The sequence below is a fragment of the Kistimonas asteriae genome (genome assembly GCF_018263925.1).
GTDB classification, from domain to species: domain Bacteria; phylum Pseudomonadota; class Gammaproteobacteria; order Pseudomonadales; family Endozoicomonadaceae; genus Kistimonas; species Kistimonas asteriae.
Genome location: NZ_JAEVHF010000002.1, coordinates 381,302 through 403,461 on the forward strand (window position 1 = coordinate 381,302; position 22,160 = coordinate 403,461).

Below are 22,160 nucleotides of genomic sequence, written 5' to 3' on the forward strand. Positions count from 1 at the left end.
TTGTCGTGTTTGGTGCCGGCTGAAGGAGTCGAACCCTCGACCTACTGATTACAAGTTGCAAAAACTTACATTCTGTAACGTTCCGTAATGTTCTTTTTTCTGTACAGAAATGCTTATATATTAGTGTTTTCCGCAATATTGATTCCCGTATGTTGCCGTTTGTAACCGTAACACCCAAACACAAACAGTGACCAAAGTAGTGACCAGTTTTATCGTGGTCACCATTTCTCGGTAGTCAGTATTGCTTACAGGATGATGGAAAGGAAGCAATGGGAAGGTTGCTACAGCCAAAGGACTTGGACAATCTAAAAAAGACTGCCAGCGAGCCGGTAGGTGGTCGTGGTGATGGCCAGCTGCTGTTTAAGCGCGTAGCCAGCGGAAGCGTGGAAGCCTATTACCGTTACCGACATCAAGGTAAAGAGTCGCGTATCAAGATAGGGCTGTACCGTCCTACCAATCGCCGGAAAGCCTACGGTTACTCCCTGTCTGAATTGCGGGAAAAGGCGCGGACATTGGCACGTACCAAGGAAGAGCAAGGTGGAGACCTTAAAGCCTACCTGTTAGCAAGGGAGCAGGAACGGCAACAGCAGGAAATTGAAAGGCAAAGAAAGCTTGAAGCTGAAGCCAGCAAAGGGACATTCACCGATCTGATACATTCCTACCTGCAAGACCAGGAGCGACTTGGCAAGGAGTCGGCTTCTCAGTCACGGCAGGCAATGGAAAAGAACGTCATCAAAGCTTATCCCCGGATAGCTGCCAAAAAGGCCAGGGACGTAACGCCGGATGATATTGTCATCATACTCGCAGCCATCCATAACAGGGGCTCTGAAGCCGAATCAGTACGAATTAGGGCAATCCTTCACGCCGTATTCAATTATGGCCTGAAGAGCGACTATGACCCGACCAGGGTCGGTGACAAGCGTTTCTATATCCAGCATAACCCAGTAGCTGCAACCAAGAAGAACACACGCGCAAACAAGGTCGGCGAACGCGTATTGAACCACAAGGAAGTAAAACAGCTATGGGACGAGATCGGTAATGCAGAGTATGTAGGTTTCGTCATGTCGCGTTTTATACGCTTCATGTTGGCCACAGCAGGGCAGAGACCAAAGCAGTTATCCCGCGCACGTTGGGAAGACTTTGATTTCGTCAGAAATTGCGTAACGCTTCGTGACCGCAAAGGCCAAGGAAGGGAAAAGATTCATGTTGTACCGTTGAGCAGACGGGCACTGGACATTATTGAAGAAGTGAAGACGGTTACCGCTGACTACCCTTGGCCGTTTTGTACAGGTGTGAAGAGCAGGAGGAAGGGCTCGAAGGGCGAGCTGGTGCCGATAGACCCCAGCTCTTTGAAAACCGCATTTACACGGTACAACAATCAACTAGCTGAAACTGCTGAACAGAAAGGTAGCCCTGTGCCTGAATGGTTTACGGCAAGGGATTTGCGACGCACGGTAAAGAACCTGCTTGTTGATGCTGGTGTAAACAGGGAACAGAGAAATTTACTTCAGTCTCATGGGCTGAATGGTGTGGATGTTAAACACTATGACAGGCACGAGCACTTGCCTGAGAAGCGGGAAAGCATGAAGCGTTACGACGCGTTGCTAGACAAGATTCTTAGTGGGGAAGATGTCAAGCTGGTGGATATGGCGCATTATCGCAAGAAAACAGTGGGCGACGAAGATGTAGTGCAATAGAGCTAGATTTGGTCGGTACTTATTCTAGCTAGACAGTTTCAGGCTTGAACTGGAGAACAACAAAAATGGACGCTTCTGATCTTCGGCAAGATTTTTTTTTACGCATACTTGAAAATCAGCGGAAGCTGCTTGAACGGCATTTGTCTCAGCCAATGGATGCCGAAATTCAGGCATTAAAGCAGAAGTCATTACAAGACTTTTTCGATGATATCCGTTTGGGTATAGCATCAAAGGCCATGCTCAATATTGATGGTGATATAGCATCCTTTTTTGTAGCCGAGCTGGGAGAAACCCACGAGTATATCAAAGGAAATGGAGATGAAGATGGAGATGTATGGCTTCACTTAGAGGAAGTCGAAAGGGGTGAAGCGTCACTCACCATTGAAGATTTGGTTACCTTATTTGAAATTCATAATGATTACCTGAGTTGTTTCGTGATCAAGCACGACCACCCCTTAAAGGTAAAGCATGGATTAGGTAGTTATGCTGAGTGTCTCGCTTTGATGGGATTGGCTGAAAACCGAAAGGCGGATGATCTTCTTAGGTTTGTTAGCGTGGGGACGTTTAACTCTGTTTCAAAGTCGACTGACTATGAAGTTATGTCATTCATAGACGCTCCTTTAAGTCACCAGCTAAAAAATCAGAAGCTCGCGGAACAGATAGGTATTAAGGCTAGTGATTACTTAGAACGTATTTATGACTGGTTAATGTACGAAATGGGGCATGTGTCCGATTTTTTTCAGACTCTCAAATCTTCTAGAAAAGAGCGAATGCGTAATGTATACCGCGCGCATCAGCGTGACATATTAGAAATAAAACTAGCCAAGAAGACATTGTCAGAACGTGCGGCACATGGGGCTAAGGCTAAAAATAAGCTAGTTGGTTTTTACCGGAAAAAGGCTATTGAGATATACGAGCCTGGTGTTTACCCGACATATGCTGAAGCTGCGGATAAGATCATAGCTGAACTTCATAAGCTTGCGGAAAGCAGAAACGAGCGTTTACCACTAACCCCTACAAATGCCCAAAAAACAGTTTTGAACTGGTTGAGGGCACAGAGGAATTCCCAAAGCTAAGGGGTAAAAATATACCTACTTCTTCCTTTAGCAAGCAGGAGGTACCTCCTGCAAGCAGAAGGAATATGTACCATGTAAATCAGCCTTCACAATGGGTTCTGTGGCAATCAACAAAAAACCACAGGAGGCCATAACATGCTAGAAAACCAACCGAAATACCTCACCAGGACAGAAGTCCTATCCCGCTACGGGATCGGCAATACCACCCTTTATCGCTGGATACACGACGAAGAAATACAGTTTCCCAAGCCTATACAGCTTGGTGCTCGCTGTGTGCGATTTCTGGTATCAGCGCTTGATCAATGGGAAGAGCAGCGTCGTGCCGACACGGCTCAATAAATGGAAGCCAGGTTACCAGCGGCAACTGAGTAACCCGGCAAGGGTATTGCAGGAAACCCCATGAGAACACAACTCAAAAAAGAACGCACGCTCAGCGCGCTTCTTGATGCCGGAATGACCGGCTTACGGCAGATCGAAGTCGCCAGTCCCTTTAGTGGTTACAGCTCAGGACGGTTGTTCGGCACGTACTGGAGCAGTTGCCTGAGTTCGGATATGTCCAAACTGGTGAAGGAGGGGGTAGCGATTGATCGCCGGTTAGACCCCTATACGAACCAGTCAGGTAACAAGTCCAACTTCAAGCGCTACCGACTGCAAGACCGGAATGCGGCAAGGCAGGCGCTTAAGTTGCTGAACCTATACCGCAAAAAGCGTGGAAGAGCGCCGTTATCAGAATCACTGGCGAATGAGCTGCTCGCACAGTTTCAGGAAGCCGGACTAGGCGCTGATGAAGGCTAGGGGCAGTAGTCGATAAGTCTGTTGTTTTGACTTATCGAGTACATCTATCCGGGTAACCGGGCAAGGTGGGGAACGAAGCATGGATAGCCGTAAGCCTACTGGCGTCAACGCCTATGCCTGGACAAACCCAAACAGGCGTCCAACTGACACGCTGAGAATTAATGGCAGTGGTAAAACAGTGATTATTCAACCTAATCACGTGTATTACCTGTCGCTGTGTTGGATTCAGCCTGGATATAGGCAGGCGGCACTGGCAGCAATGCAAGCCGGTTGTGTGCCGCATGACGTGTATTTGTTTTTTGAAAAGGATGGCCCAAAACCAAAGCCGTCCAAGGAAGCATAACCGTGCTAGATCAAAAAAAAGCCGCAATGACCAACGCAGATGACTGGCTGGATGACGCCATTCCGGAGAGTGAAATGGCTCGTCGCGAACAAATGGCAGTTAACCCAAAGTCAAACGATGCCCATGACAATAAACAAGGGAATAAAACGACCAAGGAATGGGGTGGTTACTTTGAATATTCAAACCTGGCTGTCGGTTTTGATACAAGGGTGGATTGGATAATAAAAGGTTATCTGCCTGCAAATACGCTGGGGGTTGTGTACGGTGCGTCAGAGTCCTTCAAGTCCTTCCACGTACTATCATGGGCCGCATCTATCGCCACAGGCAGACAGTGGAATGGCGTGAAGTGTAAATACAGCCCAGTCCTTTATGTGGCTGCTGAAGGTGGAATCGGGGCGTCACGAAGGGCGAAAGGCTGGCAGATCACGTATAACAATGATCATGAAGTAGATAACCTGTTCGCAGTGAAAGCACCTGTTTTTATTGGTAGTCCAAACCAGGTACAGGCACTGATAAACACGGTGAATGAAATAGAAAAAGAAACCGGGGAAAAAATCTCGACCATCATCATTGATACGCTGGCCCGATGCTTTGGTGGTGCCGACGAAAACAAGGCGGCTGACATGAACCTGTTTGTGGCAGGCTGTGACAAGGTCAGGGTAGAGACGGGCGCGACCATCCTTGTTGTCCACCATACAGGCAAGAGTGCTGAAAATGGTGCCCGTGGTTCGTCAGCACTGCGGGCAGCCTGTGACTTTGAGTACAGTATCGACAGGCCGGAAAAAGGCATGCTGTATGTTCTGAAGTGTACCAAGGTAAAAGATTCGGAACCGCCTAAAGCTGAAGCGTTTCAGATGAACATACGCCATTTGTATACCGATGAAGATGGTGATGACGTGACAACCTTGGTAGCCAGCACTGAAGGGCAGGAACCGCCAGAAGGGAGTGAGGCGGAAGCGGCAAAGCCATTGAAGCTGACAGGTAACCAGGAAGCTATCATTCAGGCCATACGTTCGCGTAATGCGTCAGGTGAGCCTACGACAAGGCAAGTGATCCTTGATGACTTTAAGGCGCAGGGTGGCAATGCAAAGCACTTTGGCAGAATCATCAACCAGCTAATCAGTAAGGACATCATTGTTCAGGATGGCGATGACCTGATGTTCGCGTAAATATGTCCCCACCCCATCCCGTGTATATATACATGTGGTGTGGGGTGGGGGAATCAGTTGGTTTGGATTTGAAATGACTTTCCTGCCCCGTAGTACCAGCACCCATCTATCGCTCAAAACCATGAGACGTGGCACATGCCGCCATTCCATGCCCTTCTGAACTGCGTATAATCCCGACCAATCAAAACCCTTTCTACCCGCTCCAAGCTACCAAGGCCCACGCTTCGCTGCCCGCAGTCAAAACGGGACAGCCAAACCTTCGGGCGGTAGCGTGAGTGCGAAAACGTATCAGACGCTGAACGCCACAATCAGCGCGGCCATCACAACGGAACAACGCCTCCATGTCGAACCAACTCACCCTTGAAACCCTGGAAAGCTGGCTGTGGGAATCCGCCAACATCATGCGCGGCTCCATCGACAGCTCAGACTTCAAGAACTACATCTTCGGCCTGATTTTCCTGAAGCGGTATAACGACGTCTTTGAAGAACGGGTCGCCGCCATCATGGAAGAAGAGGACTGTTCCCGTGAAGAAGCCATTGAGGAAGAAAAGGAAGACGGTCGTCACTACGTACCGGAAGAGGCCCGCTGGGGTTACATCATCAAGCACACCCAGCATATCGGCGAATACATCGACGAAGCCTTTGCCGAAATCGAAGCCCTGAACCCGTACCTTGAGGGTGTACTCACCGCCACCCAGTTCGGCGACAAGAAAAAGCTGGGCGACAAACTGCTGGAACGCCTGCTGCGCCACTTCAACAAATACCACCTGGGCAACGGCAGCCTGTACAAGTCCGACATGCTGGGCGACGCCTACGAATACCTGATCGGCAAATTCGCGGACGACGCCGGTAAGAAAGGCGGCGAATTCTACACGCCGAAGCCGGTGGTACAGTTGCTGGTACGCCTGCTCGATCCGCAACCGGGCCAGACCGTTTACGACCCCACCTGTGGCTGCGGCGGTATGCTGGTCGAAAGCGCCCATCACGTAGCGGAACTGCCCGGCGGCAAGCTGACCGCCACCACGCCCAACATCTCCCTGTATGGCCAGGAAAAGAACCTGGGCACCTGGGCGATTGGCAAACTGAACCTGTACCTTCACAACATGGAAGCGTTCCTTGAACGGGGCGACACCCTGGTCAACCCGCTCCATAAAGACGGTGACCGCAGCCTGAAAACCTTTGACCGCGTCATCGCCAATCCGCCATTTTCCGCCAAACAGTGGTGGACGCCGCTGGAAGTGAACCTGGAAAAGAAAGTCGGCAAGGACGGTCAGGAAAAAGAGATCGCCCCCAACTACAAGAAAAACCTTCACGACCCCCACGGTCGCCTGGGCTACGGTATACCGCCACGGGGTTATGCGGACCTGGCGTTCGTCCAGCACATGCTGGCCAGTCTGAAAGACAACGGTCGTCTTGGTGTGGTATTGCCCCACGGAGTCCTGTTCCGTGGCGGCGAGGAAGGGAAAATCCGTACCGGCCTACTGGCGGGTAACAGCAAACTACCCGGTGACCGTATTGAAGCAGTCATCGGCCTGCCCTCGGCGCTGTTCTACAACACCGGTATTCCCGCCTGTATCCTGGTCATCAACAAGCAGAAACCAGCGGCGTTGAAGAACAAGGTGATCTTTATCGACGCCAGCCGTGAATTCCATGAAGGCAAGAACCAGAACAGTCTGCGCCCGCAGGATATCAACCATATTCATGCGGCCTACACGGCAGCGGTCGAACAGCAGTCCGATGAAGACAAATATTGTCGTGTGGTCGATATGGACGAGATCGCCGCCAACGATTACAACCTGAATATTGCCCGCTATATCGACACGTCCGAACCGGAAGATCAGGTTGATATTCCTGCTGTGCTGGCAGAATTGAGTGATCTGGATAAGCAGATGGCGACTGTGGATGATGAACTGAATGGCTATCTGAAAGAGTTGGGCCTGCTGGTTTCGTCTGTAAAGGCGGAGGTGGTGTGATGTCTGATCTAGCTGAAGGTTACAAATATAGCCAGATTGGACCAGTCCCCGAAACATGGGAGGTTTGCAGGCTATCTGACTGTGCTGTCATTGATAAACAAAGTCTATCGAATAGCACACCTGCCGACTTTTCATTTGAATATATATCACTGGGAGATGTTGAAAAGGGCAGGATAGTGAATGAGCTGCCGAAAATGACGTTCAGTGAGTCGCCATCACGGGCAAGAAAATCTGTCAGTAGTGGCGATATTTTGCTGGCAACAGTAAGACCAAACCTGAAAAATTTTATCCGAATAAAGTCTGTAGACTCTCCATTGGTGGCTTCAACAGGCTACTCTGTAATATCAGCAAACGATGACAATGACGGTGAATTCCTTTACCAGTCCATATATTCAGATCATGTCACTGATCAAATAGAATCATTGGTGGTGGGATCAAATTACCCTGCGATCAATTCAAGCGATGTTAAAAACTTACTAATCACTTGTCCCCCACTCCCCGAACAGAAAAAAATCGCCAGCATCCTGTCCGCCGTCGATAACAAGCTGGACCTGATCGCCCGGAAAATCACTGCCACCCGCACCCTGAAGAAAGGGCTGATGCAACGACTCTTTTCCCAGGGCGTCGGCACCCGGAATGCGGACGGTCACTGGCAGCCCCATACCGAGTTCAAGGATAGCGAGCTTGGGCGGATTCCGGCTGGGTGGGAAATCAAGCCTTTGGGGGATTTCTTATCTTTGATCACATATGGTTTTACCAATCCGATGCCAACGGCTGATGAAGGCATTTTAATGGTGACTGCGGCCAATATTAACAATGGTCGCATAGACACTGCGAATGCCCGGAGAACAACCGAGGAAGCGTTCTGTAATTTACTAACAGACAAAAGCCGTCCCATACAGGGAGATATTCTTTTAACTAAAGATGGTTCTCTTGGCAGACTTGCTTTAGTAGATAGCGAAAAGCTTTGTATCAATCAATCTGTCGCCTTACTACGACCAAAACAGAATGTGGAAACACAATTTTTGAAGCTACTTCTTGAATCGCCCACTTATCAGCGAAAAATGCTGGACGATGCTGGCGGTTCAACCATTAAGCATATTTATATCACTAAGGTGGACAAAATGTTGATTGCCTGCCCTCTTATTGAAGAGCAGGTCAAAATTGTAGGCATCCTTAGCACTATGAACCGTAAGCTAGATCAAGCCATTGCAAAAAAATCACAATTACAAATCTTAAAAAAAGGCCTTATGCAAAAACTGCTGACCGGCCAATTGCGCGTCAAAGTCTGATATCGGAAATAATAATATGACCACGGAAACAGTGGCTGGCGATCAGGCTGGCCAAAAGCCCGAACTGGACGGCGTTGAACGCCCCGCCATCCGCTGGCTGGAAACCCTGGGCTATACCCATCTATCCGGCAGTGACGTCGGCCAGCAGCAGGAACACCGGCACTTGCCACCCTTGTTGACCGATATCCTGCGTGACCGGCTGCTAGACCTGAACCCGTGGCTGGCAGACGTCAGCGGCGGTGTAGAAACAGCGTTGCGAGAAGTGCGTCAGTTCGGCGCGGGGTTCGCCTCTGCGGACAATCTGATGGCCGCCAACGAAGCGTTCTGGCAGAACGTCGTCCACCAGGGCAACCTTCAGGTGAAGGACGAACAGGGGCGTCTGCGCAGCCTGCGGTTCTTCAACCCGGATAAGGTCAGTGACAACCGCTTTCATGTGGTGGACCAGTACGTCGGCAGCAACAGCGAGGGCGATCTGTTCCGGCCTGACCTGCTGCTGTTCGTCAATGGCATCCCACTGGCGGTGATTGAGTGTAAGGCCAGCCATGTGAAAGTCAGCCAGGGCATCCGTCAGTTGCTGGCCTACCAGAACAGTCATCCCCGCCATTTTCTCTATAACCAGGTCTGTGTGGCTATCAACCGCAATGAGGCGCTGTACGGGGCGATATTTACGCCGGAAGCCTTCTACCTGCGTTATCGGCTGGAACCCGCTGAGGAAGCCCAGGCTGCCGCCTTGCGCGGTGACGCACTGACCGAGCAGGACCGGTTGTTGTGGGCGTTGTTTGAACCGTCCCGGTTTCTGCAACTGGTCACCCATTTTGTCCTGTTTGAACTGGACGATGGCCGCACCATCAAGAAGCTGCCCCGTTACCAGCAGTGGCGGGCGGTCTGTAAAACCCTGACGCGGCTGACACGGGACGACCAGGGCGGCGTAGTCTGGCACACCCAGGGCAGTGGAAAATCCCTGACCATGGCGTACCTGGCGCGGTTGCTGCGCGCTGAAAGCACCGGGCTGGATAACCCCAGTATCCTGATTCTCACCGACCGCACCGACCTGGATCGGCAGATCAGCAACACCTTCCGCAATATTGGCCTGAGCCCGATGAAAGCGCCTTCTGTGGCGGGGCTGGAACAGATGCTGTCCAACGATTACGGCGGCATATTCACCAGCACGATCCAGAAGTTCCAGGAGCGGGACGGCAAGCCGCTGACGCCGCAGTCATCAGATGATGAAGAGGCTGAGAACGGGGGTAACCGTACCCGCGTCCGTCGTATTCACGACAATGGTCAGTTCTTTATCTGTGTCGATGAAAACGTCCGGTTTGGCGCACGGGATGAAGACGGTAACCCGGTGACCGCCAAGTGGGTCGAACAAAGCCGGGAAGCGGTGGATTTCCGGGTACTGAGTACCAAGCCCAACTTCTACGTTATGGTGGATGAAGCCCACCGGAGCCAGTACGGGTTCCTGGCGGCGTTTATGCGCGCCAGTCTGCCCAAGGCAAAGTTTGTCGCCTTTACCGGTACGCCGATCTCGAAGAAGGACCGTAACACCCTGAGCGAATTCGGGGCCGGTGACTACATCGACACCTACCGGCTGGATGAAGCCGTGGCCGATGGCGCAACCCTGCCCATCAAGTACAAGGACGGGCTGAGCGAACAGTTGGTCAGCGCGGAACTGGATCAGGCCTTCAAGGATCAGTTCGGTAAGGAAGACGATGCGCGGCAAGGCAAGCTGCGTCAGGCGTTGCTGAAAAAGCGGCGTACGGCGAAAGAACGAATCACCGAGAACAGTCGTCACCTGGTCGAGCATTTCCTGTCCAGCGTTAAAGCGCGGGGATTCAAGGGATTGCTGGTCTGTGATGGCCGTGACATGGCGGTGCGCTACAAAGACACCCTGGACGCCATCATGGCCGAACGGCAGGCAGCCGGGCTGGAGACCTTTGAAAGCCGGGTGGTCATCTCTCTGGGCAGCATTACCGACAGCCGTACCGGAGTGGATCAGGCGCAGGCGGCGTCCGATGCGAATACCACTGTCCAGACCATTGAGGAACGGGTGCGGGCGGAACAAAAGGCAGGCAAGTCGCCGGTAGCCGTCCCTACGGATGAAATCCCGCAACTGGTCAACGAACTGTTCAAAAAGCCCTATGGCGATGAAGCGGAAAACACGGACCATGAAACCCGGTTCAACAATATCGGTCTGTTGATTGTTTCCGATATGCTGCTGACCGGCTGGGACGCCCCCATCGTCAACACCCTCTACCTGGACAAGCCGTTGAAGGAACACACGCTGCTTCAGGCTATCGCACGGGTGAACCGAACCCGCAAGGGAAAGAACGCCGGGTATATCATGGATTACTACGGCATCGTGTCCGCACTGGATCAGGCGCTGGAAATCTACGGAGGCGACGTGAAGCCGGAACAGATATGGACGGACATCGACAGCGAACTGCCAAAGCTGGAAGCGGCGCTACAGAAAGTGCTGTCACTGCTGCCGAAAAAGCATGACATCCTGAAAGACCCGGAAGCGTACAAGGCCGACGCCGACCTGTGGCTCGACCCGGACAAGCGGCTGGATGTCGTGGAAGACTTTATGGCGGCGTTTGCGGACTTCAACCGGCGACTGGACGTCGTACTGCCGGATGAGCGTGGTGCGCGCTATAAGCCCTATTTCAAGACCCTGGGCGAGATCAAGATGGCGCTGCGTAACAAACTGCCGCAGGCGGCCTACAAAGGGCCGCTAAACCAACTGGAATCCGCCCTGTTACAGCAACTGCTGGACGACCATGTGGCAGCGGATGAAGTCCGTAGTCTGCTGTGTAAGGAAGTGTCCATCTTCGATACCCAGGAGATGGAACGGCTGAAGCGATTACAGGGCGCGGGCAGTATCGCACTGCGCAAGAAAAACCAGTTGAAGGAAATCATCCGTACCGGGCTACAGAAAAACCCCGGCTTTTACGGCAAACTTCAGGAAGAACTGGATCGACTGCTGGCGCAGGAAAAAGAACAGCGGGTCGAACAGGCGGAATTCCTGAAACAACTGGATATGTTCATCCAGCGTATCAACGAAAGGAAAGCGGGAGCCAGTAACGCCGGGTTTGAATCAGCGGCACAGGTGGGCGTGTTCGACTACCTTAACGCCGAAGTGGGCGAAGCAGCCGCCCGGCAATGGACGTCGACGCTGTTTGCCGACGACATGCTGAGTACCATTCTGGCCAGCCCGATCTGGAAAGAGAAAAAGGAAATTCACCAGGATATGCAAAAACAGATACGCAAGACCTTCAAGGGACTGGCAAGCTGGGACCTGAAAGCCAGCCGTCAGCACAGTGCGGCGCTGTTCGACATTCTTATGAATAACTGATGAACGCCTGATGCCAGTCTACCAGTACGGCGCAACAGCGATTCATTGGGAGTTCAGCGAAGAGCCGAACCTGAAACATCACTATGTCACGATAGAACGCGGCCAGCCGGTGCTACTGCGAGGTCCTGCCGTGTCCGATGATGACAAGGTGACGCTGATTCGTAACCGGGCACGGTGGATCAGGGAACGGCTGAAGGAAGTGAACCGGCCACTGAAGGATACCTATGTCACCGGCAGTCGCCTGCTGTATCGGGGACGCTGGTATTACTGCCAGGTCACCCCGGCGCTGGAACAACGCAAGGCCATCATCAGCTTCAACCATAGCCGGTTCCTGGTTCAGTCGCCGGAAGGGGACAGCCTGTCACGTCCGCTGCTGGAAGACGCCAGGGAGGTGTTTTTCCGCGACCGGGCAAAGGACAAGCTGTTCCCCCGAATTCGCTACTGGGAACGCCAGACCGGCCTTGAAGCCCGTGGCGCGCGCCTGTTCAAATTTCCTAGCCGGTGGGCCAGTTGCTCGGAACAGAACATCCTTGAATTTCATCCGCAGTGTATGGAATTTTCACCGGCTGTGCTGGATTATGTGATTGTCCATGAACTGTGCCATACCGTCGAAAAGCATCACGACAGCGCTTTCTGGACACTGGTGGCGCGTCATTACCCGGACTGGGAACGGTGTCATGCGGAAGTGGAACGGATGGGGTTGGATGTGTGAATAAGGAAAACAACATGACGGTGCCGCCCAAGGTTCGCCTTTTCCGGCTAACCCATATTGATAATCTGGACACCTTACTGAGGCGTGAAGCCCTTCATGCGCCGTTACACACGCCTCATGATGGCCTACCCTATCGCACGATTCATGACGCCAGTATCCAGGAAAAACGATACCAGCGGTCAATTCCTTGTGGCCCCAGCGGTGTTATTCATGACTACCTGCCGTTTTACCTCGGCCCGCTTTCGCCCATGCTGTATAAGCTCGGTAAAGGTGGTGTTGAAGGCTATGACGAAGGTGAAGAGCCACTGATCTACTTGATCGCTAGGGCTGAAGAAGTGGCTTCGCGTAACATGGGGTTTGTATTTTCAGATGGGCACGGTATCGCTGCCTTCACCCAATGGTTTGATACTCTGGACAGTCTAGGCAAGCTGGACTGGCCCGTCATTCTTGGGCGTGTCTGGGCAGATACCACTGAGGACAATGACCGTAAGCGCCGTAAACAAGCCGAGTTTCTTATTCATAAGTCTTTGCCATGGGATATGATTCAGGGCATAGCGGTATTGAACGAAATCATGGCAGACAAGGTCAAAGCCATACTGGCGCAATTTCCGGATTTACATCACCCGCCGGTTCATCCAGTGCCACAATGGTATTATCAGGGAGGCTAACATGATTAAAAAAGCATCAGGGAATCTGCTCAGTGCTAACGTGGAAGCGCTGGTTAATACTGTGAATTGTGTTGGCTATATGGGCAAAGGGATCGCACTTCAGTTCAAGAAAAAGTTTCCTCACAACTATGATGCTTACCACAAAGCCTGTAAGGCTGGTGAAGTTGTGCCGGGTAAAATGAACGTGTTCGAAACCGGCGGAATGATTAATCCCCGTTATATCATCAACTTTCCCACCAAGCGGCACTGGCGGAACCCGTCACGTATGGAGGATGTGGAAAGCGGGCTGGTGGCGCTGATTGATGTCATCAAGCAATACGGCATACGCAGTATTGCCATTCCTCCGCTTGGTTGTGGTTTGGGTGGACTGGACTGGAACGAGATAAAACCACGCATTGAGCAGGCGTTCAGCGAACTGACGGACGTTGAGGTTTACCTGTATGAACCAAAAGGTGCCCCTGCGGCCAAAGATCAGCCGGTCAACACCAAAAAGCCAAAGATGACTCGTGCCCGCGCACTGCTGATCATGCTGATGGATCAGTATAAACAGCTTGATTATGCTCTGACGCTGCTTGAAATACACAAGCTGGCGTATTTCCTTGAGGCTAAAGGGGAGCCGTTGAAACTTGATTATGTAAGACACATTTACGGCCCATATGCCAAAAAGCTCAGGCATGTTCTGACAAGGATTGAGGGTCATTACATTCGCGGTTTTGGCGATAACGAAAACCCTAATCAGGAAATTGAATTATTAGATGGCGCAATTGATGAAGCCAAGGCATACATCGGTAGCGATGAGGATGCGCAACAGCGCCTGAGTAGTGTGGCCAAGCTGATTGAAGGATTTGAAACACCGTATGGCATGGAGCTACTGGCGTCCGTCCACTGGCTGGCAGATAAAGAACACATTGATTCAGAAGATGACATGGCCAGGGAGTTGGAAAACTGGTCGGATCGCAAAGCTCGGATGTTTAGTTCTTACCAAGTCAAAACCGCCATGGCGCAGTTGCGTCAATGAAACCGGTGTCTTTTCATCATACGATCATGTTTTTTCGTATGGAAGACATCGGACATGCCAAGTATCAGGGATCAAAAGTTACTGTACCACTTAACCTGCCGCGACAATTTAGGCAGTATTCTTGAGTCTGGTCTTCTACCACGCAACAGCCTTCCAAGCGGTGGCTTCGATGATATAGCAGACCCTGAAATTATATGTTCCCGTAGTCGAATGGAACTGGCTGATTATGTTCCCTTTCATTTTTTTGCCAGAAACCCGTTTGACGGCAATGTTCAGACATCGTCATCAAATACTGGCAAGCGCTTTATCTTGATTGCTGTACGTAGGGATATGGCTCAAGCCAATGGCTGGAAAATCATCCCACGTCATCCATTGGCATTCCCTGAACCCAAAATTATGGACTATGACGATGGAATGAATACGATTGACTGGGATGCCATGGAGAAGCGAGATTACCAAGAGGCACATTCGAAAAGCGTCTGTATGGCAGAATGCCTTTCGCCAAGTGTAGTGCCAGTAGAAAAGTTCTTCTCTATCTATGTAAAAGACGAGAATGACCAAGAATATGTTCAGCAATTCAAAGATATGCGGAAAGCAGCATTTCATATCAACATTAATGCTGGCATGTTCAATACCAGTGAGACATAACAGCTAACCACGAGGCTAAAAGTGCGATTGCCCGTCTATGTTTTTCAACATAACGGGCAAATGTATTTTTATGCATGCGATATTTAGGATATTCCGGATGCTGCAATTATGAGCTTCTATAGCTGTCTGTATCGGATGTCTGAAAAGAAGCCCCCGTTGGGATTTCTGGGACAAGCAACCATTCCAATGAAATAGCTGACGTAGTGATCCAGCCTGCAACGGGGGCTACATGATAGACCTGCCAAAATTCAAAGCGTTCAATGTTTACGGATTACCCGAAGACTGAACTGTCAAAAGAAACAGCCATCGATAGCTGTGTCCACATGAGTGTACTTCCTTTACACGTCCTGCTGGTGCTGTAAGTCCTTGATCTACCGTGTCCAAGAAAGTCCTGAACTGATTTTTAGACACGTTGTCTAATTAGGTCTAGGCTTTTATTTACATGGATGAAGAAAAAGGAGTATCGCCATGAATGGACAGCACGTCGGCTATGTCAGGGTCAGCAGCCTTGACCAGAACACAGAACGCCAGCTTGATGGAATTACGCTGGATATACGCTTCGAAGAACACTGTAGCGGCAAAGATACCAAACGCCCCCAGCTACAGGCCTGCCTTAACCATCTTCGCCGTGGTGACACGCTACACGTCCACTCCATTGACCGCCTTGCCCGTAACCTGAAAGACCTGCAATCCCTGGTCGAAGACCTGACAGAGCGCGGTATAACCATTCAGTTTCACAAAGAGAACCTGACGTTCACCGGATCAGAAAACCCCATGCAACGGCTTATGCTGCAAATGATGGGGGCCTTTGCTGAATTCGAACGCAGCATGATTCGGGAACGACAGCGTGAAGGGATAGCTGCTGCCAAGAAACGGGGTAAGAAAATTGGTGCCAGCCCTAAGCTGTCAAAGCAGCAGATCGCCACCGTGAAAAAGCGGATCAAGGCGGGCGAATCCAAGAAAGCACTTGCGACAGAGTACGGTGTCAGCCGCCAGACAATATACAACATGATCAACTAACAACAGCCTGGAAACACGGCTTAAAAGTGTCCCTTTTTTTATAGAGGTACAGAAACTATTTTTCTGGCCAGTTGGACAGCGTTTATTTATACGGCAAAGGGACTGTATTTTCCCTGTATTGGGCGGTCATGGGCAGCCATGCTGGTCAGTCTACAGGGCATCATACTTGTTGTTTTAGTGAGTAAAAGTGTCCCTTTTTTTATAGTGTTCCAGAAACTCGATTTACCAAGGGGTATAAACCGTTCATTTTGCACTCATGACACCCGTTTCCTGGCAGTTAATGAACTGGCCAACACCACATCATGACAAACGGATCAGGGCCATAGCATTTGATACAACGTCCATCGACTACCTGTTTGTCATCCTGCCACCAGACACCATTCATCGCGTCACAGTAAAGCTTTGCCAGATTATCAAAGTCTGGCGCTACTGCCGGACGAATATCCCCAGCCAGTGCCGCCTTTCGCTTTCTCTTTGTCCAGCTTAACGGTATTGGCATAACAGTCAGCATTTCAACTGCGACAGGCCCTTCAAGCCTTTTACAGCCCGTCTGGCTAACAACAATTGCGCGGGCATACTCTTCGGCCAAGGCTGTCTTTGACGGCGTGTAGGTGCGCCCTTTACGTGAAAAGCGTGGACGACTTTTTCCTACTGGTACGCCTGGAATAACAGCAACTAACGCAGCGTCACTGTTAGTGCCATTCAAGCAATCAATCACTGTGCCCGGTACTCCCTGTAAACGGGACTGGATGTCATATTCCATATGGCGACTCCCTGTGAAATGTAAATTTCCATGTCCTAAAGCTGGCGTTATTTATTTTTCGTTAATGTTGAACTGCAAGAGGACTACGCTAAAAAGCAAAGCAATATTGAGTGCGATTTTGTTGTGTGTTCCCTAATGAGCTACCGCAACTGATCATTGGTTTTTTGGACACACGCTCAGTGTAAATGTCTCTATGACACTAATGAAGAATGATTGCTTTTGCTGCGTAATAATGTCTTTTGAATAGGGTGTATTCAGTTATGGGAGTACGCCAGGAAGCATGACGTCTAATGTCTGAAGAGCCAGTCCAAACAACGCTAGTAGCAAGATAATACCATATAGGTGATGGAGCAGTTTGTTCATGATTGTGAATGAAAACTGGCTTCTGTCTGTTTATGGAAATGTGTAAAAAAATAAGACCCTGCGGGCTTCGATGGCGATCATCCGCATAACCCATTAGTGGTTACCGATGTTTCCCTCCATCCCACAACAGGGTCTTACGAATATGTAGACCGGAATAGAATAAAATCGTTCCATCTGTCATAAGAAGGCTTGCTTTAAATGGCTTGTGATAGCTTAGAAAGGTATCAAAACCATTGAACGGTTGAACCATGAAGCCTACTATGCCGCGCTAAATGTGTAGTCATACTTGTTCAATAACAGGGCCGCTAGTCAGATAGTGATTGAGCGGGCAGCTGTTGTTCCATGTTGTAACTCATTGCTTGGTAGTTATCTTGAGCATCAGAAAAGAAACCCTTTGTCGCTATAGTGATTCCTGGACACAACCTGACGGGCAGGAAGTGCGCGAGCTGTTGAAAACGGCAAATCTGACTGGTAGTAAGGCGGCAGCAATTGTCGGTGTGAATTCCCGCACTATCCGTAAATGGACTGGTGAAGAGCAAAAGATTCCCTATTCCGCTTGGGCGATACTTGTCGAAGTCGCCGGTCTTGGTTCTATTTGGAAATAACGTTTACTCACTTGGAGTGCTGCTGTGAAAAATGCGTTGTGGGTAATGTTGGGGATACTGGTTTTGGTTTTGTGGCCAGCAGAAAGATTTAGTTTTCAATTAAAACCTGGCGACAGCTATCTTGTATATGAACTGCCATTTTGGACAGACGAACCTTGGATAAAGATTGATACACGCGATGACTAGAGAAGAGTTAAAAGAAGCCAGGGCTGCGCTTGGACTTACCCAGCAGGCAATGGCAACTCGTATGCGAACTGGGTTGCGGCAATATCAGAAATGGGAAAACGGTGAAACGTCGATCCGTCCTTCTGTTGCATTGATAGTTGAATTATTGATGGCAGTTTCGGGTACGACAGAGGGAGAAAAATTTGGCGTATAAACGCATCAAGAGATGTTCAATGAATGAAGTGTGCTTCAAGCAATTTTATTGCTGATAAGTGAATGGTATTGCTGGTTAATGTGTTCTGCTTCGAGGCTGTTATTGAATTTTGTTAGGCAGCCTTGCGGTCGAAAGTGGTGACCCCAAAACAGAAGTAGTGACCATAGTGGTGACTAAATCGGAAAACACAAAAAAGGGTTAGTGGCTGTTAACCGCTAACCCTTTGATTTTGTTGGTGCCGGCTGAAGGAGTCGAACCCTCGACCTACTGATTACAAGTCAGTTGCTCTACCAACTGAGCTAAGCCGGCCAGACGCAGCGAATAATATGGATGACTCCGGTTTTTGTCAATACTATTTCTCACCTTTGCGCTGCTCTACGCCAAAGGCGCTGTTTTGAGCTTTGAGCCACTACGACGATAGTTGAATTCGACCAAGGTATAACGCACAGAAACCCCTCTATTTGGAGGCTTTTTCTACGGTGGCGACTAAGGTGGCATACCGTCATCCCGTCCGCTCTCTTATCCTGAGTACTCGTAATTGTTCAGCAGTCGCTGAGGCAAGTTCCAACGTTGAAAGCAGTATCTGTCGTCGGGAATGTCAGCAGGGAGGATGACGTGATGAAGAAGAAAGCCAAAGCTAAGAAGGTGATGCCGGATAATATGGTGATGTCGATTCTTGTGGATTTCTGCGGTGGCTATGTGTTGCCTTCTCCACACTGCTGGCAGATGCTGTCCTGGAAAAAGAAAAAACCAGCAACCAGCATCAGTAGTCCAGTGTCTATGTATTCGAAGAAAAAATAACGTCAAGCTTTCCAGCTGGCCAGCAGACCGCCGGCGCCAATGAAGAGGCTGCCGAACAGGCGATTTTGCAGAATTATATGTCGCTTGGTGCTGATAAAGCTCTGCAGCTGACCGGCCAGTAGGGCGAAACCGACCATCACAATCATATCCACCGTAATCATGGTAATCGCCAGCAGAAAGATCTGCGGCGCGGCAGGTTGGTTGGGGTTAATAAACTGCGGAAGCAGGGCGCCAAGAAAGACAATAGCCTTCGGATTGGTCAGGTTGACCAGTACCGCTTTCAGCAGCTGAGGTTTGAGTTTCCAGGTCGATGCATGGGTGTTGATCGTGTCAGGCTCTGGCGATTCCCGCCATTTCTGGATGCCAAGCCATATCAGATAGGCAACGCCAGCCCATTTGATAATAGTGAAAGCATGTTCTGATGCCGCCAGTAGGGCGCCAAGACCAATGGAGATAATCAGAATATGAATCAGTAACCCGACCTGTAATCCCAGTATGGAGGGTAGGGTTTTTATCAGGCCAAAACGGCTGGCGCTGCTCATGGTGTTGATGGCGCCGGCGCCGGGAGAAATGCTGACCAATATGCAGGCCGTGAAGAAGCCAAGCCAGGTTGCCAATGTCATGGTGATCAATGCCAGGTAGCAAAAGTATGAAGGTTGGGTGCTTAAATATAGCGCTGTTGCGTACGGGAGTATGCAATAAAAGAAAGGTGTTTGGCGATGCTAAGAGAAAGAATTTCTTTTGGGAGGATTTCTAAGTAATGGTGCCCAGGGCGAGACTCGAACTCGCACGTCCTGCGGACACTGCCACCTGAAGACAGCGTGTCTACCAATTCCACCACCTGGGCGGCACCACTTTGATAAGCTTTTCAGCTTGATAAAACCCTGGGTTAATGGTGCCGAGAGCGAGACTCGAACTCGCACGTCCATTGGACACTGCCACCTGAAGACAGCGTGTCTACCAATTCCACCACCTCGGCGAAACCCAGTCCTTGCTGTGAGTGCGTCCCCTCAGCAAGTGCGGCGCATATTAGAGATTACGTTTTTGAGTGTCAACTCTCGAAAAGTGATTTTTTCACGGGTTGCGGTAATTACAGTGCAACCTGTGGTTTGACCGATGCGTCAGCTGGGTGGCAGGGGAACGTCCCGGTAGTTGTCGGGAAAGTTGCGACGATGTTGCCCCAGTTTACGGTACAGCGCTTCCAGGGCGCTGATATCGGAAGCGGTGCCGGCCAATCTTGCCAACAGCGGCATCATGGTGAAATTGCGCTCCTGATAATCAAGTAGCTGCCCTGATGCGATAGCACCCTTCGGATAGGGATGTCTTGCATGCTGGCAGGCTGCCAGCATTTGCCGGCTGGAGGGTAGCGCTATCTCACCCGAAAAAATGCTGGCGACATAACGTGCCTGATGAAACATGAGGTGGCTGGAAGGTCCTTTGTTTGGCAGTCCAATGAAGGCTAATTCGGGTAAAAGAGGACAAAAAATATCCATATACAGTGGTCCCACATCGCGTCCGGTGTTTTTGATGAGGCTGGCAAGAGATCCACTGATAAAAGGGAAATAATACTGGTAGCCGGTACAGAGAATAATGCTGTTAATGTTGTTCAGTATCTCGCCATCACGGAGTTTGATGGTTCGGTTATCACAACTCTTGATGAAGCTGTGTTGGGTAATATTGTCGGCGCTGCCGTAACGTCCGTTGCGTAGTGGGGATATGGCATTGTCACCGGGACGACGACACTGATAAACATGCCGGGCCTCAGGACTCAATGCCTTACAGATATCTTCTGCTGAACTACCCGCGCCTACGACGATGACATTCTGGCCGTGATAATAATGAGGTTCTCGGTAATAGAGGCTATGAGTCAGGTGTCCACGGTAAGCAGAAAAGTCGGGGGTTGCAGGCATGTAAGGCTTGTGAAAGTGACCGTTACACACGACGACGGAATCATATTGATGACACGATAAATGGTGGGTTGTGATATCACGAATAACGAGTGTCAATTGATTGTGTTTTACTGGTAATGGATAGAGTGTCTTGGGTTTTATATGCAGAATTTCCTGGCCATAGTGAATACAGGTGTTGAGTGACTTGTGCCTGGCATATCGCTCCAGGTATTGGAGTACAGCCGTATGACTCGGAAATCGTGAGTATAGGGTTTTATCTGCAAAGAAATCGGGCAGATTGGGCGGTGTCATTAACTCTATCGGCAGGTTCGTACGCAGGCCTGGATAAATCGCACTGCTTAACGGTTCAGCGTTGTGGCGGATATCAGGAGGCTTGCGATGACTGTCTGCATAACGCCATAAACCACCGGGGCCGGACTGTTTTTCAAAAACGGATACCTGAATGCCTTTCTCTTTCAGCGCATGCGCCGTGATCAGTCCAGCATACCCCGCACCGATAACGGCAACATGTCGTTTTTCTGTATAACGTGGCTTCATCAGTCGCTAACCGGAACACCTATGGTGATGGCCATTTAGAGCAATGAACAAGACTAGTGAATATTAAAGTTATTCTGTGAGAACAGTCGTGCACTGAGCTTCAGGTCATTACCGAGAAGAATAAATTTTGGCAATTTGATGATTTCCTTGAAGAAGCGGGATATGCCCGCTCGTGTATGAATACCCTTTGTATAATTATTGATAATTGTGACACCATTACCGCCATATTCATCAAAATCATCCAGCATGATGCGATTGATGGGTTTGAATACTTTTCGCAATTTCAATAATTCGCATTCTCTGCGACCAATAATGGTATTTCTGTTAGGCATTAAAGGGGTATAAACCCAGTTAATATTAATATTCTTTTCTTGAAGGCTATAAACTTCATGAAACCAGTAACGCGGTAAATAGAGAACATCACCGGGGTGCGTGGTGAAATCGTAAAAATCATGGCGGGCTGGATTGACCTTGAATGCGAGAGATACCAGTGCAAAAAACGCAAAAGGCGCACAGGGTAATGGCGTGTTGGGTGACACCAGTATCCAGCGCTTTTGTCCGGCAATCTGCCAGTTAAAGCCGGATAGGCTGTTGCCATCAAAGTGCGCCAGTGTCTTGTGTCCCTTGGGCTGCATGAAAACGCGCATCGGGTAGGGCCTGAGGGAAATATCACGTCGATGTAATGTTTCCTGAATAAAGGGGGGAATGGTAATAAGGGGATCATCTTTATTCAAAGGAGAATCAAACCAGCCCTCCCGACGATATTCTTCGACCTGGTAATGGGCTTTAATAAAATCAGGTTCCAGCAGTGAGGGATTATATTGATTTTCTCCAGACAGAATGACAGGCTTTTCCGGTTTCAAGTAGTTGTCGAAAAACGTTTGGTAATTGATTGTACGCCTGTCTATTCGATCAATGGTTAACTGCATGGGGAACTCATACTGTTCACAGGCAATGCCTGTGCTTTTCTGTTCATCGGAAATAACTGTTTGTTAAGGGTTTAAAATTGCGACACAGTTTTCCATCGGAGAGTGTC

The 22,160-nt window shown here is 49.9% G+C and carries 21 protein-coding genes and 3 tRNA genes; 17 read left to right on the forward strand and 7 right to left on the reverse strand.

Features of this window, described 5'->3' with window-relative positions; translation table 11 throughout:
• Window positions 1-269: 269 nt before the first annotated feature.
• The 14 genes from KHS78_RS03965 (at window position 270) to KHS78_RS04030 (ending at window position 15,766) form a co-directional block, all read left to right on the forward strand.
• Entirely contained in the window at window positions 270-1,697 is a 1,428-nt protein-coding gene (locus tag KHS78_RS03965; RefSeq protein ID WP_211825309.1) for a tyrosine-type recombinase/integrase, read from the forward strand.
• 65 nt (window positions 1,698-1,762) lie between these two features.
• Window positions 1,763-2,773 carry a hypothetical protein gene (locus KHS78_RS03970; RefSeq protein WP_211825311.1) on the forward strand — a complete coding sequence of 337 codons (1,011 nt, stop codon included), beginning with the start codon at window positions 1,763-1,765 and terminating at the stop codon, window positions 2,771-2,773.
• Window positions 2,774-2,908: 135 nt separating this feature from the next.
• A complete protein-coding gene (locus KHS78_RS03975; protein ID WP_211825313.1) occupies window positions 2,909-3,112 on the forward strand; it encodes a helix-turn-helix transcriptional regulator in 204 nt (67 codons plus the stop codon).
• A 60-nt stretch (window positions 3,113-3,172) separates the two neighbouring features.
• Entirely contained in the window at window positions 3,173-3,568 is a 396-nt protein-coding gene (locus KHS78_RS03980; RefSeq protein WP_211825315.1) for a hypothetical protein, read from the forward strand.
• Window positions 3,569-3,647: 79 nt separating this feature from the next.
• The gene (locus KHS78_RS03985) at window positions 3,648-3,911 is read left to right on the forward strand and encodes a hypothetical protein (RefSeq protein ID WP_211825322.1); all 264 of its coding nucleotides are present in this window, start codon (window positions 3,648-3,650) and stop codon (window positions 3,909-3,911) included.
• Between the two features lie 2 nt (window positions 3,912-3,913).
• Window positions 3,914-5,080, forward strand: a complete 1,167-nt coding sequence (locus tag KHS78_RS03990) for an AAA family ATPase (protein ID WP_211825324.1) — start codon at window positions 3,914-3,916, stop codon at window positions 5,078-5,080.
• Between the two features lie 341 nt (window positions 5,081-5,421).
• A complete protein-coding gene (locus KHS78_RS03995) occupies window positions 5,422-7,053 on the forward strand; it encodes a type I restriction-modification system subunit M (RefSeq protein WP_211825326.1) in 1,632 nt (543 codons plus the stop codon).
• Window positions 7,053-8,345 (forward strand): restriction endonuclease subunit S, encoded by a 1,293-nt coding sequence (locus tag KHS78_RS04000; protein ID WP_211825327.1) that lies wholly within the window; start codon window positions 7,053-7,055, stop codon window positions 8,343-8,345. Before KHS78_RS03995 ends, KHS78_RS04000 begins: the two co-directional genes overlap by 1 nt.
• Before the next feature lie 16 nt (window positions 8,346-8,361).
• A complete protein-coding gene (locus KHS78_RS04005) occupies window positions 8,362-11,700 on the forward strand; it encodes a type I restriction endonuclease subunit R (protein ID WP_211825328.1) in 3,339 nt (1,112 codons plus the stop codon).
• Window positions 11,701-11,710: 10 nt separating this feature from the next.
• Entirely contained in the window at window positions 11,711-12,412 is a 702-nt protein-coding gene (locus KHS78_RS04010) for a M48 family metallopeptidase (RefSeq protein WP_211825329.1), read from the forward strand.
• Window positions 12,409-13,080, forward strand: a complete 672-nt coding sequence (darT, locus tag KHS78_RS04015) for a type II toxin-antitoxin system toxin DNA ADP-ribosyl transferase DarT (protein ID WP_211825330.1) — start codon at window positions 12,409-12,411, stop codon at window positions 13,078-13,080. The genes KHS78_RS04010 and darT overlap by 4 nt, the downstream gene beginning before the upstream one ends.
• A gap of 1 nt (window position 13,081) precedes the next feature.
• Window positions 13,082-14,098 (forward strand): type II toxin-antitoxin system antitoxin DNA ADP-ribosyl glycohydrolase DarG, encoded by a 1,017-nt coding sequence (darG, locus tag KHS78_RS04020; protein WP_211825331.1) that lies wholly within the window; start codon window positions 13,082-13,084, stop codon window positions 14,096-14,098.
• 54 nt (window positions 14,099-14,152) lie between these two features.
• Complete coding sequence (locus KHS78_RS04025) at window positions 14,153-14,746, forward strand: DarT ssDNA thymidine ADP-ribosyltransferase family protein (protein ID WP_211825332.1); 594 nt, start codon at window positions 14,153-14,155, stop codon at window positions 14,744-14,746.
• 468 nt (window positions 14,747-15,214) lie between these two features.
• The gene (locus tag KHS78_RS04030; RefSeq protein WP_211825333.1) at window positions 15,215-15,766 is read left to right on the forward strand and encodes a recombinase family protein; all 552 of its coding nucleotides are present in this window, start codon (window positions 15,215-15,217) and stop codon (window positions 15,764-15,766) included.
• Between the two features lie 277 nt (window positions 15,767-16,043).
• Here the strand turns inward: KHS78_RS04030 and KHS78_RS04035 are convergent, their stop codons facing one another.
• Entirely contained in the window at window positions 16,044-16,529 is a 486-nt protein-coding gene (locus KHS78_RS04035) for a RusA family crossover junction endodeoxyribonuclease (RefSeq protein ID WP_211825334.1), read from the reverse strand.
• 734 nt (window positions 16,530-17,263) lie between these two features.
• Between KHS78_RS04035 and KHS78_RS04040 the strand changes: the two genes are divergently transcribed.
• Together KHS78_RS04040 and KHS78_RS04045 are read left to right on the forward strand one after the other, a co-directional pair.
• On the forward strand, window positions 17,264-17,497 hold the full coding sequence (locus tag KHS78_RS04040; RefSeq protein WP_281416984.1) for a helix-turn-helix domain-containing protein: 234 nt from the start codon (window positions 17,264-17,266) through the stop codon (window positions 17,495-17,497).
• Between the two features lie 178 nt (window positions 17,498-17,675).
• Window positions 17,676-17,876, forward strand: a complete 201-nt coding sequence (locus tag KHS78_RS04045) for a helix-turn-helix domain-containing protein (protein ID WP_211825336.1) — start codon at window positions 17,676-17,678, stop codon at window positions 17,874-17,876.
• A gap of 233 nt (window positions 17,877-18,109) precedes the next feature.
• On the opposite strand, the gene KHS78_RS04050 is transcribed toward KHS78_RS04045, so the two are convergent.
• Window positions 18,110-18,185, reverse strand: a tRNA-Thr gene (locus KHS78_RS04050).
• A gap of 306 nt (window positions 18,186-18,491) precedes the next feature.
• On the opposite strand from KHS78_RS04050, the gene KHS78_RS04055 reads away from it, so the two are divergent.
• Window positions 18,492-18,677, forward strand: coding sequence for a hypothetical protein (locus KHS78_RS04055; RefSeq protein WP_211825338.1), 186 nt, complete (start codon window positions 18,492-18,494; stop codon window positions 18,675-18,677).
• Window positions 18,678-18,679: 2 nt separating this feature from the next.
• Here KHS78_RS04055 and rhtB read toward each other — a convergent pair whose 3' ends face one another.
• The 5 genes from rhtB to KHS78_RS04080 all read right to left on the reverse strand — a co-directional run bounded on the left by rhtB (window position 18,680) and on the right by KHS78_RS04080 (window position 22,053).
• Entirely contained in the window at window positions 18,680-19,300 is a 621-nt protein-coding gene (gene rhtB, locus KHS78_RS04060; RefSeq protein WP_211825340.1) for a homoserine/homoserine lactone efflux protein, read from the reverse strand.
• Between the two features lie 138 nt (window positions 19,301-19,438).
• Window positions 19,439-19,524, reverse strand: a tRNA-Leu gene (locus KHS78_RS04065).
• A gap of 46 nt (window positions 19,525-19,570) precedes the next feature.
• Window positions 19,571-19,656, reverse strand: a tRNA-Leu gene (locus tag KHS78_RS04070).
• A 142-nt stretch (window positions 19,657-19,798) separates the two neighbouring features.
• Window positions 19,799-21,124, reverse strand: a complete 1,326-nt coding sequence (locus KHS78_RS04075) for an FAD-dependent oxidoreductase (protein ID WP_211825342.1) — start codon at window positions 21,122-21,124, stop codon at window positions 19,799-19,801.
• A gap of 53 nt (window positions 21,125-21,177) precedes the next feature.
• Window positions 21,178-22,053 carry a cupin-like domain-containing protein gene (locus KHS78_RS04080; protein WP_211825343.1) on the reverse strand — a complete coding sequence of 292 codons (876 nt, stop codon included), beginning with the start codon at window positions 22,051-22,053 and terminating at the stop codon, window positions 21,178-21,180.
• Window positions 22,054-22,160: the final 107 nt, after the last annotated feature.

What these genes read in the sequence shown, in the direction of transcription:
- KHS78_RS03965 (WP_211825309.1), top strand. Translation starts at nt 270, where the DNA reads ATGGGAAGGTTGCTACAGCCAAAGGACTTGGACAATCTAAAAAAGACT.
- KHS78_RS03970 (WP_211825311.1), top strand. Translation starts at nt 1,763, where the DNA reads ATGGACGCTTCTGATCTTCGGCAAGATTTTTTTTTACGCATACTTGAA.
- KHS78_RS03975 (WP_211825313.1), top strand. Translation starts at nt 2,909, where the DNA reads ATGCTAGAAAACCAACCGAAATACCTCACCAGGACAGAAGTCCTATCC.
- KHS78_RS03980 (WP_211825315.1), top strand. Translation starts at nt 3,173, where the DNA reads ATGAGAACACAACTCAAAAAAGAACGCACGCTCAGCGCGCTTCTTGAT.
- KHS78_RS03985 (WP_211825322.1), top strand. Translation starts at nt 3,648, where the DNA reads ATGGATAGCCGTAAGCCTACTGGCGTCAACGCCTATGCCTGGACAAAC.
- KHS78_RS03995 (WP_211825326.1), top strand. Translation starts at nt 5,422, where the DNA reads ATGTCGAACCAACTCACCCTTGAAACCCTGGAAAGCTGGCTGTGGGAA.
- KHS78_RS04000 (WP_211825327.1), top strand. Translation starts at nt 7,053, where the DNA reads ATGTCTGATCTAGCTGAAGGTTACAAATATAGCCAGATTGGACCAGTC.
- KHS78_RS04005 (WP_211825328.1), top strand. Translation starts at nt 8,362, where the DNA reads ATGACCACGGAAACAGTGGCTGGCGATCAGGCTGGCCAAAAGCCCGAA.
- KHS78_RS04010 (WP_211825329.1), top strand. Translation starts at nt 11,711, where the DNA reads ATGCCAGTCTACCAGTACGGCGCAACAGCGATTCATTGGGAGTTCAGC.
- darG (WP_211825331.1), top strand. Translation starts at nt 13,082, where the DNA reads ATGATTAAAAAAGCATCAGGGAATCTGCTCAGTGCTAACGTGGAAGCG.
- KHS78_RS04025 (WP_211825332.1), top strand. Translation starts at nt 14,153, where the DNA reads ATGCCAAGTATCAGGGATCAAAAGTTACTGTACCACTTAACCTGCCGC.
- KHS78_RS04030 (WP_211825333.1), top strand. Translation starts at nt 15,215, where the DNA reads ATGAATGGACAGCACGTCGGCTATGTCAGGGTCAGCAGCCTTGACCAG.
- KHS78_RS04035 (WP_211825334.1), bottom strand. Translation starts at nt 16,529, where the DNA reads ATGGAATATGACATCCAGTCCCGTTTACAGGGAGTACCGGGCACAGTG.
- KHS78_RS04045 (WP_211825336.1), top strand. Translation starts at nt 17,676, where the DNA reads ATGACTAGAGAAGAGTTAAAAGAAGCCAGGGCTGCGCTTGGACTTACC.
- rhtB (WP_211825340.1), bottom strand. Translation starts at nt 19,300, where the DNA reads ATGACATTGGCAACCTGGCTTGGCTTCTTCACGGCCTGCATATTGGTC.
- KHS78_RS04075 (WP_211825342.1), bottom strand. Translation starts at nt 21,124, where the DNA reads ATGAAGCCACGTTATACAGAAAAACGACATGTTGCCGTTATCGGTGCG.
- KHS78_RS04080 (WP_211825343.1), bottom strand. Translation starts at nt 22,053, where the DNA reads ATGCAGTTAACCATTGATCGAATAGACAGGCGTACAATCAATTACCAA.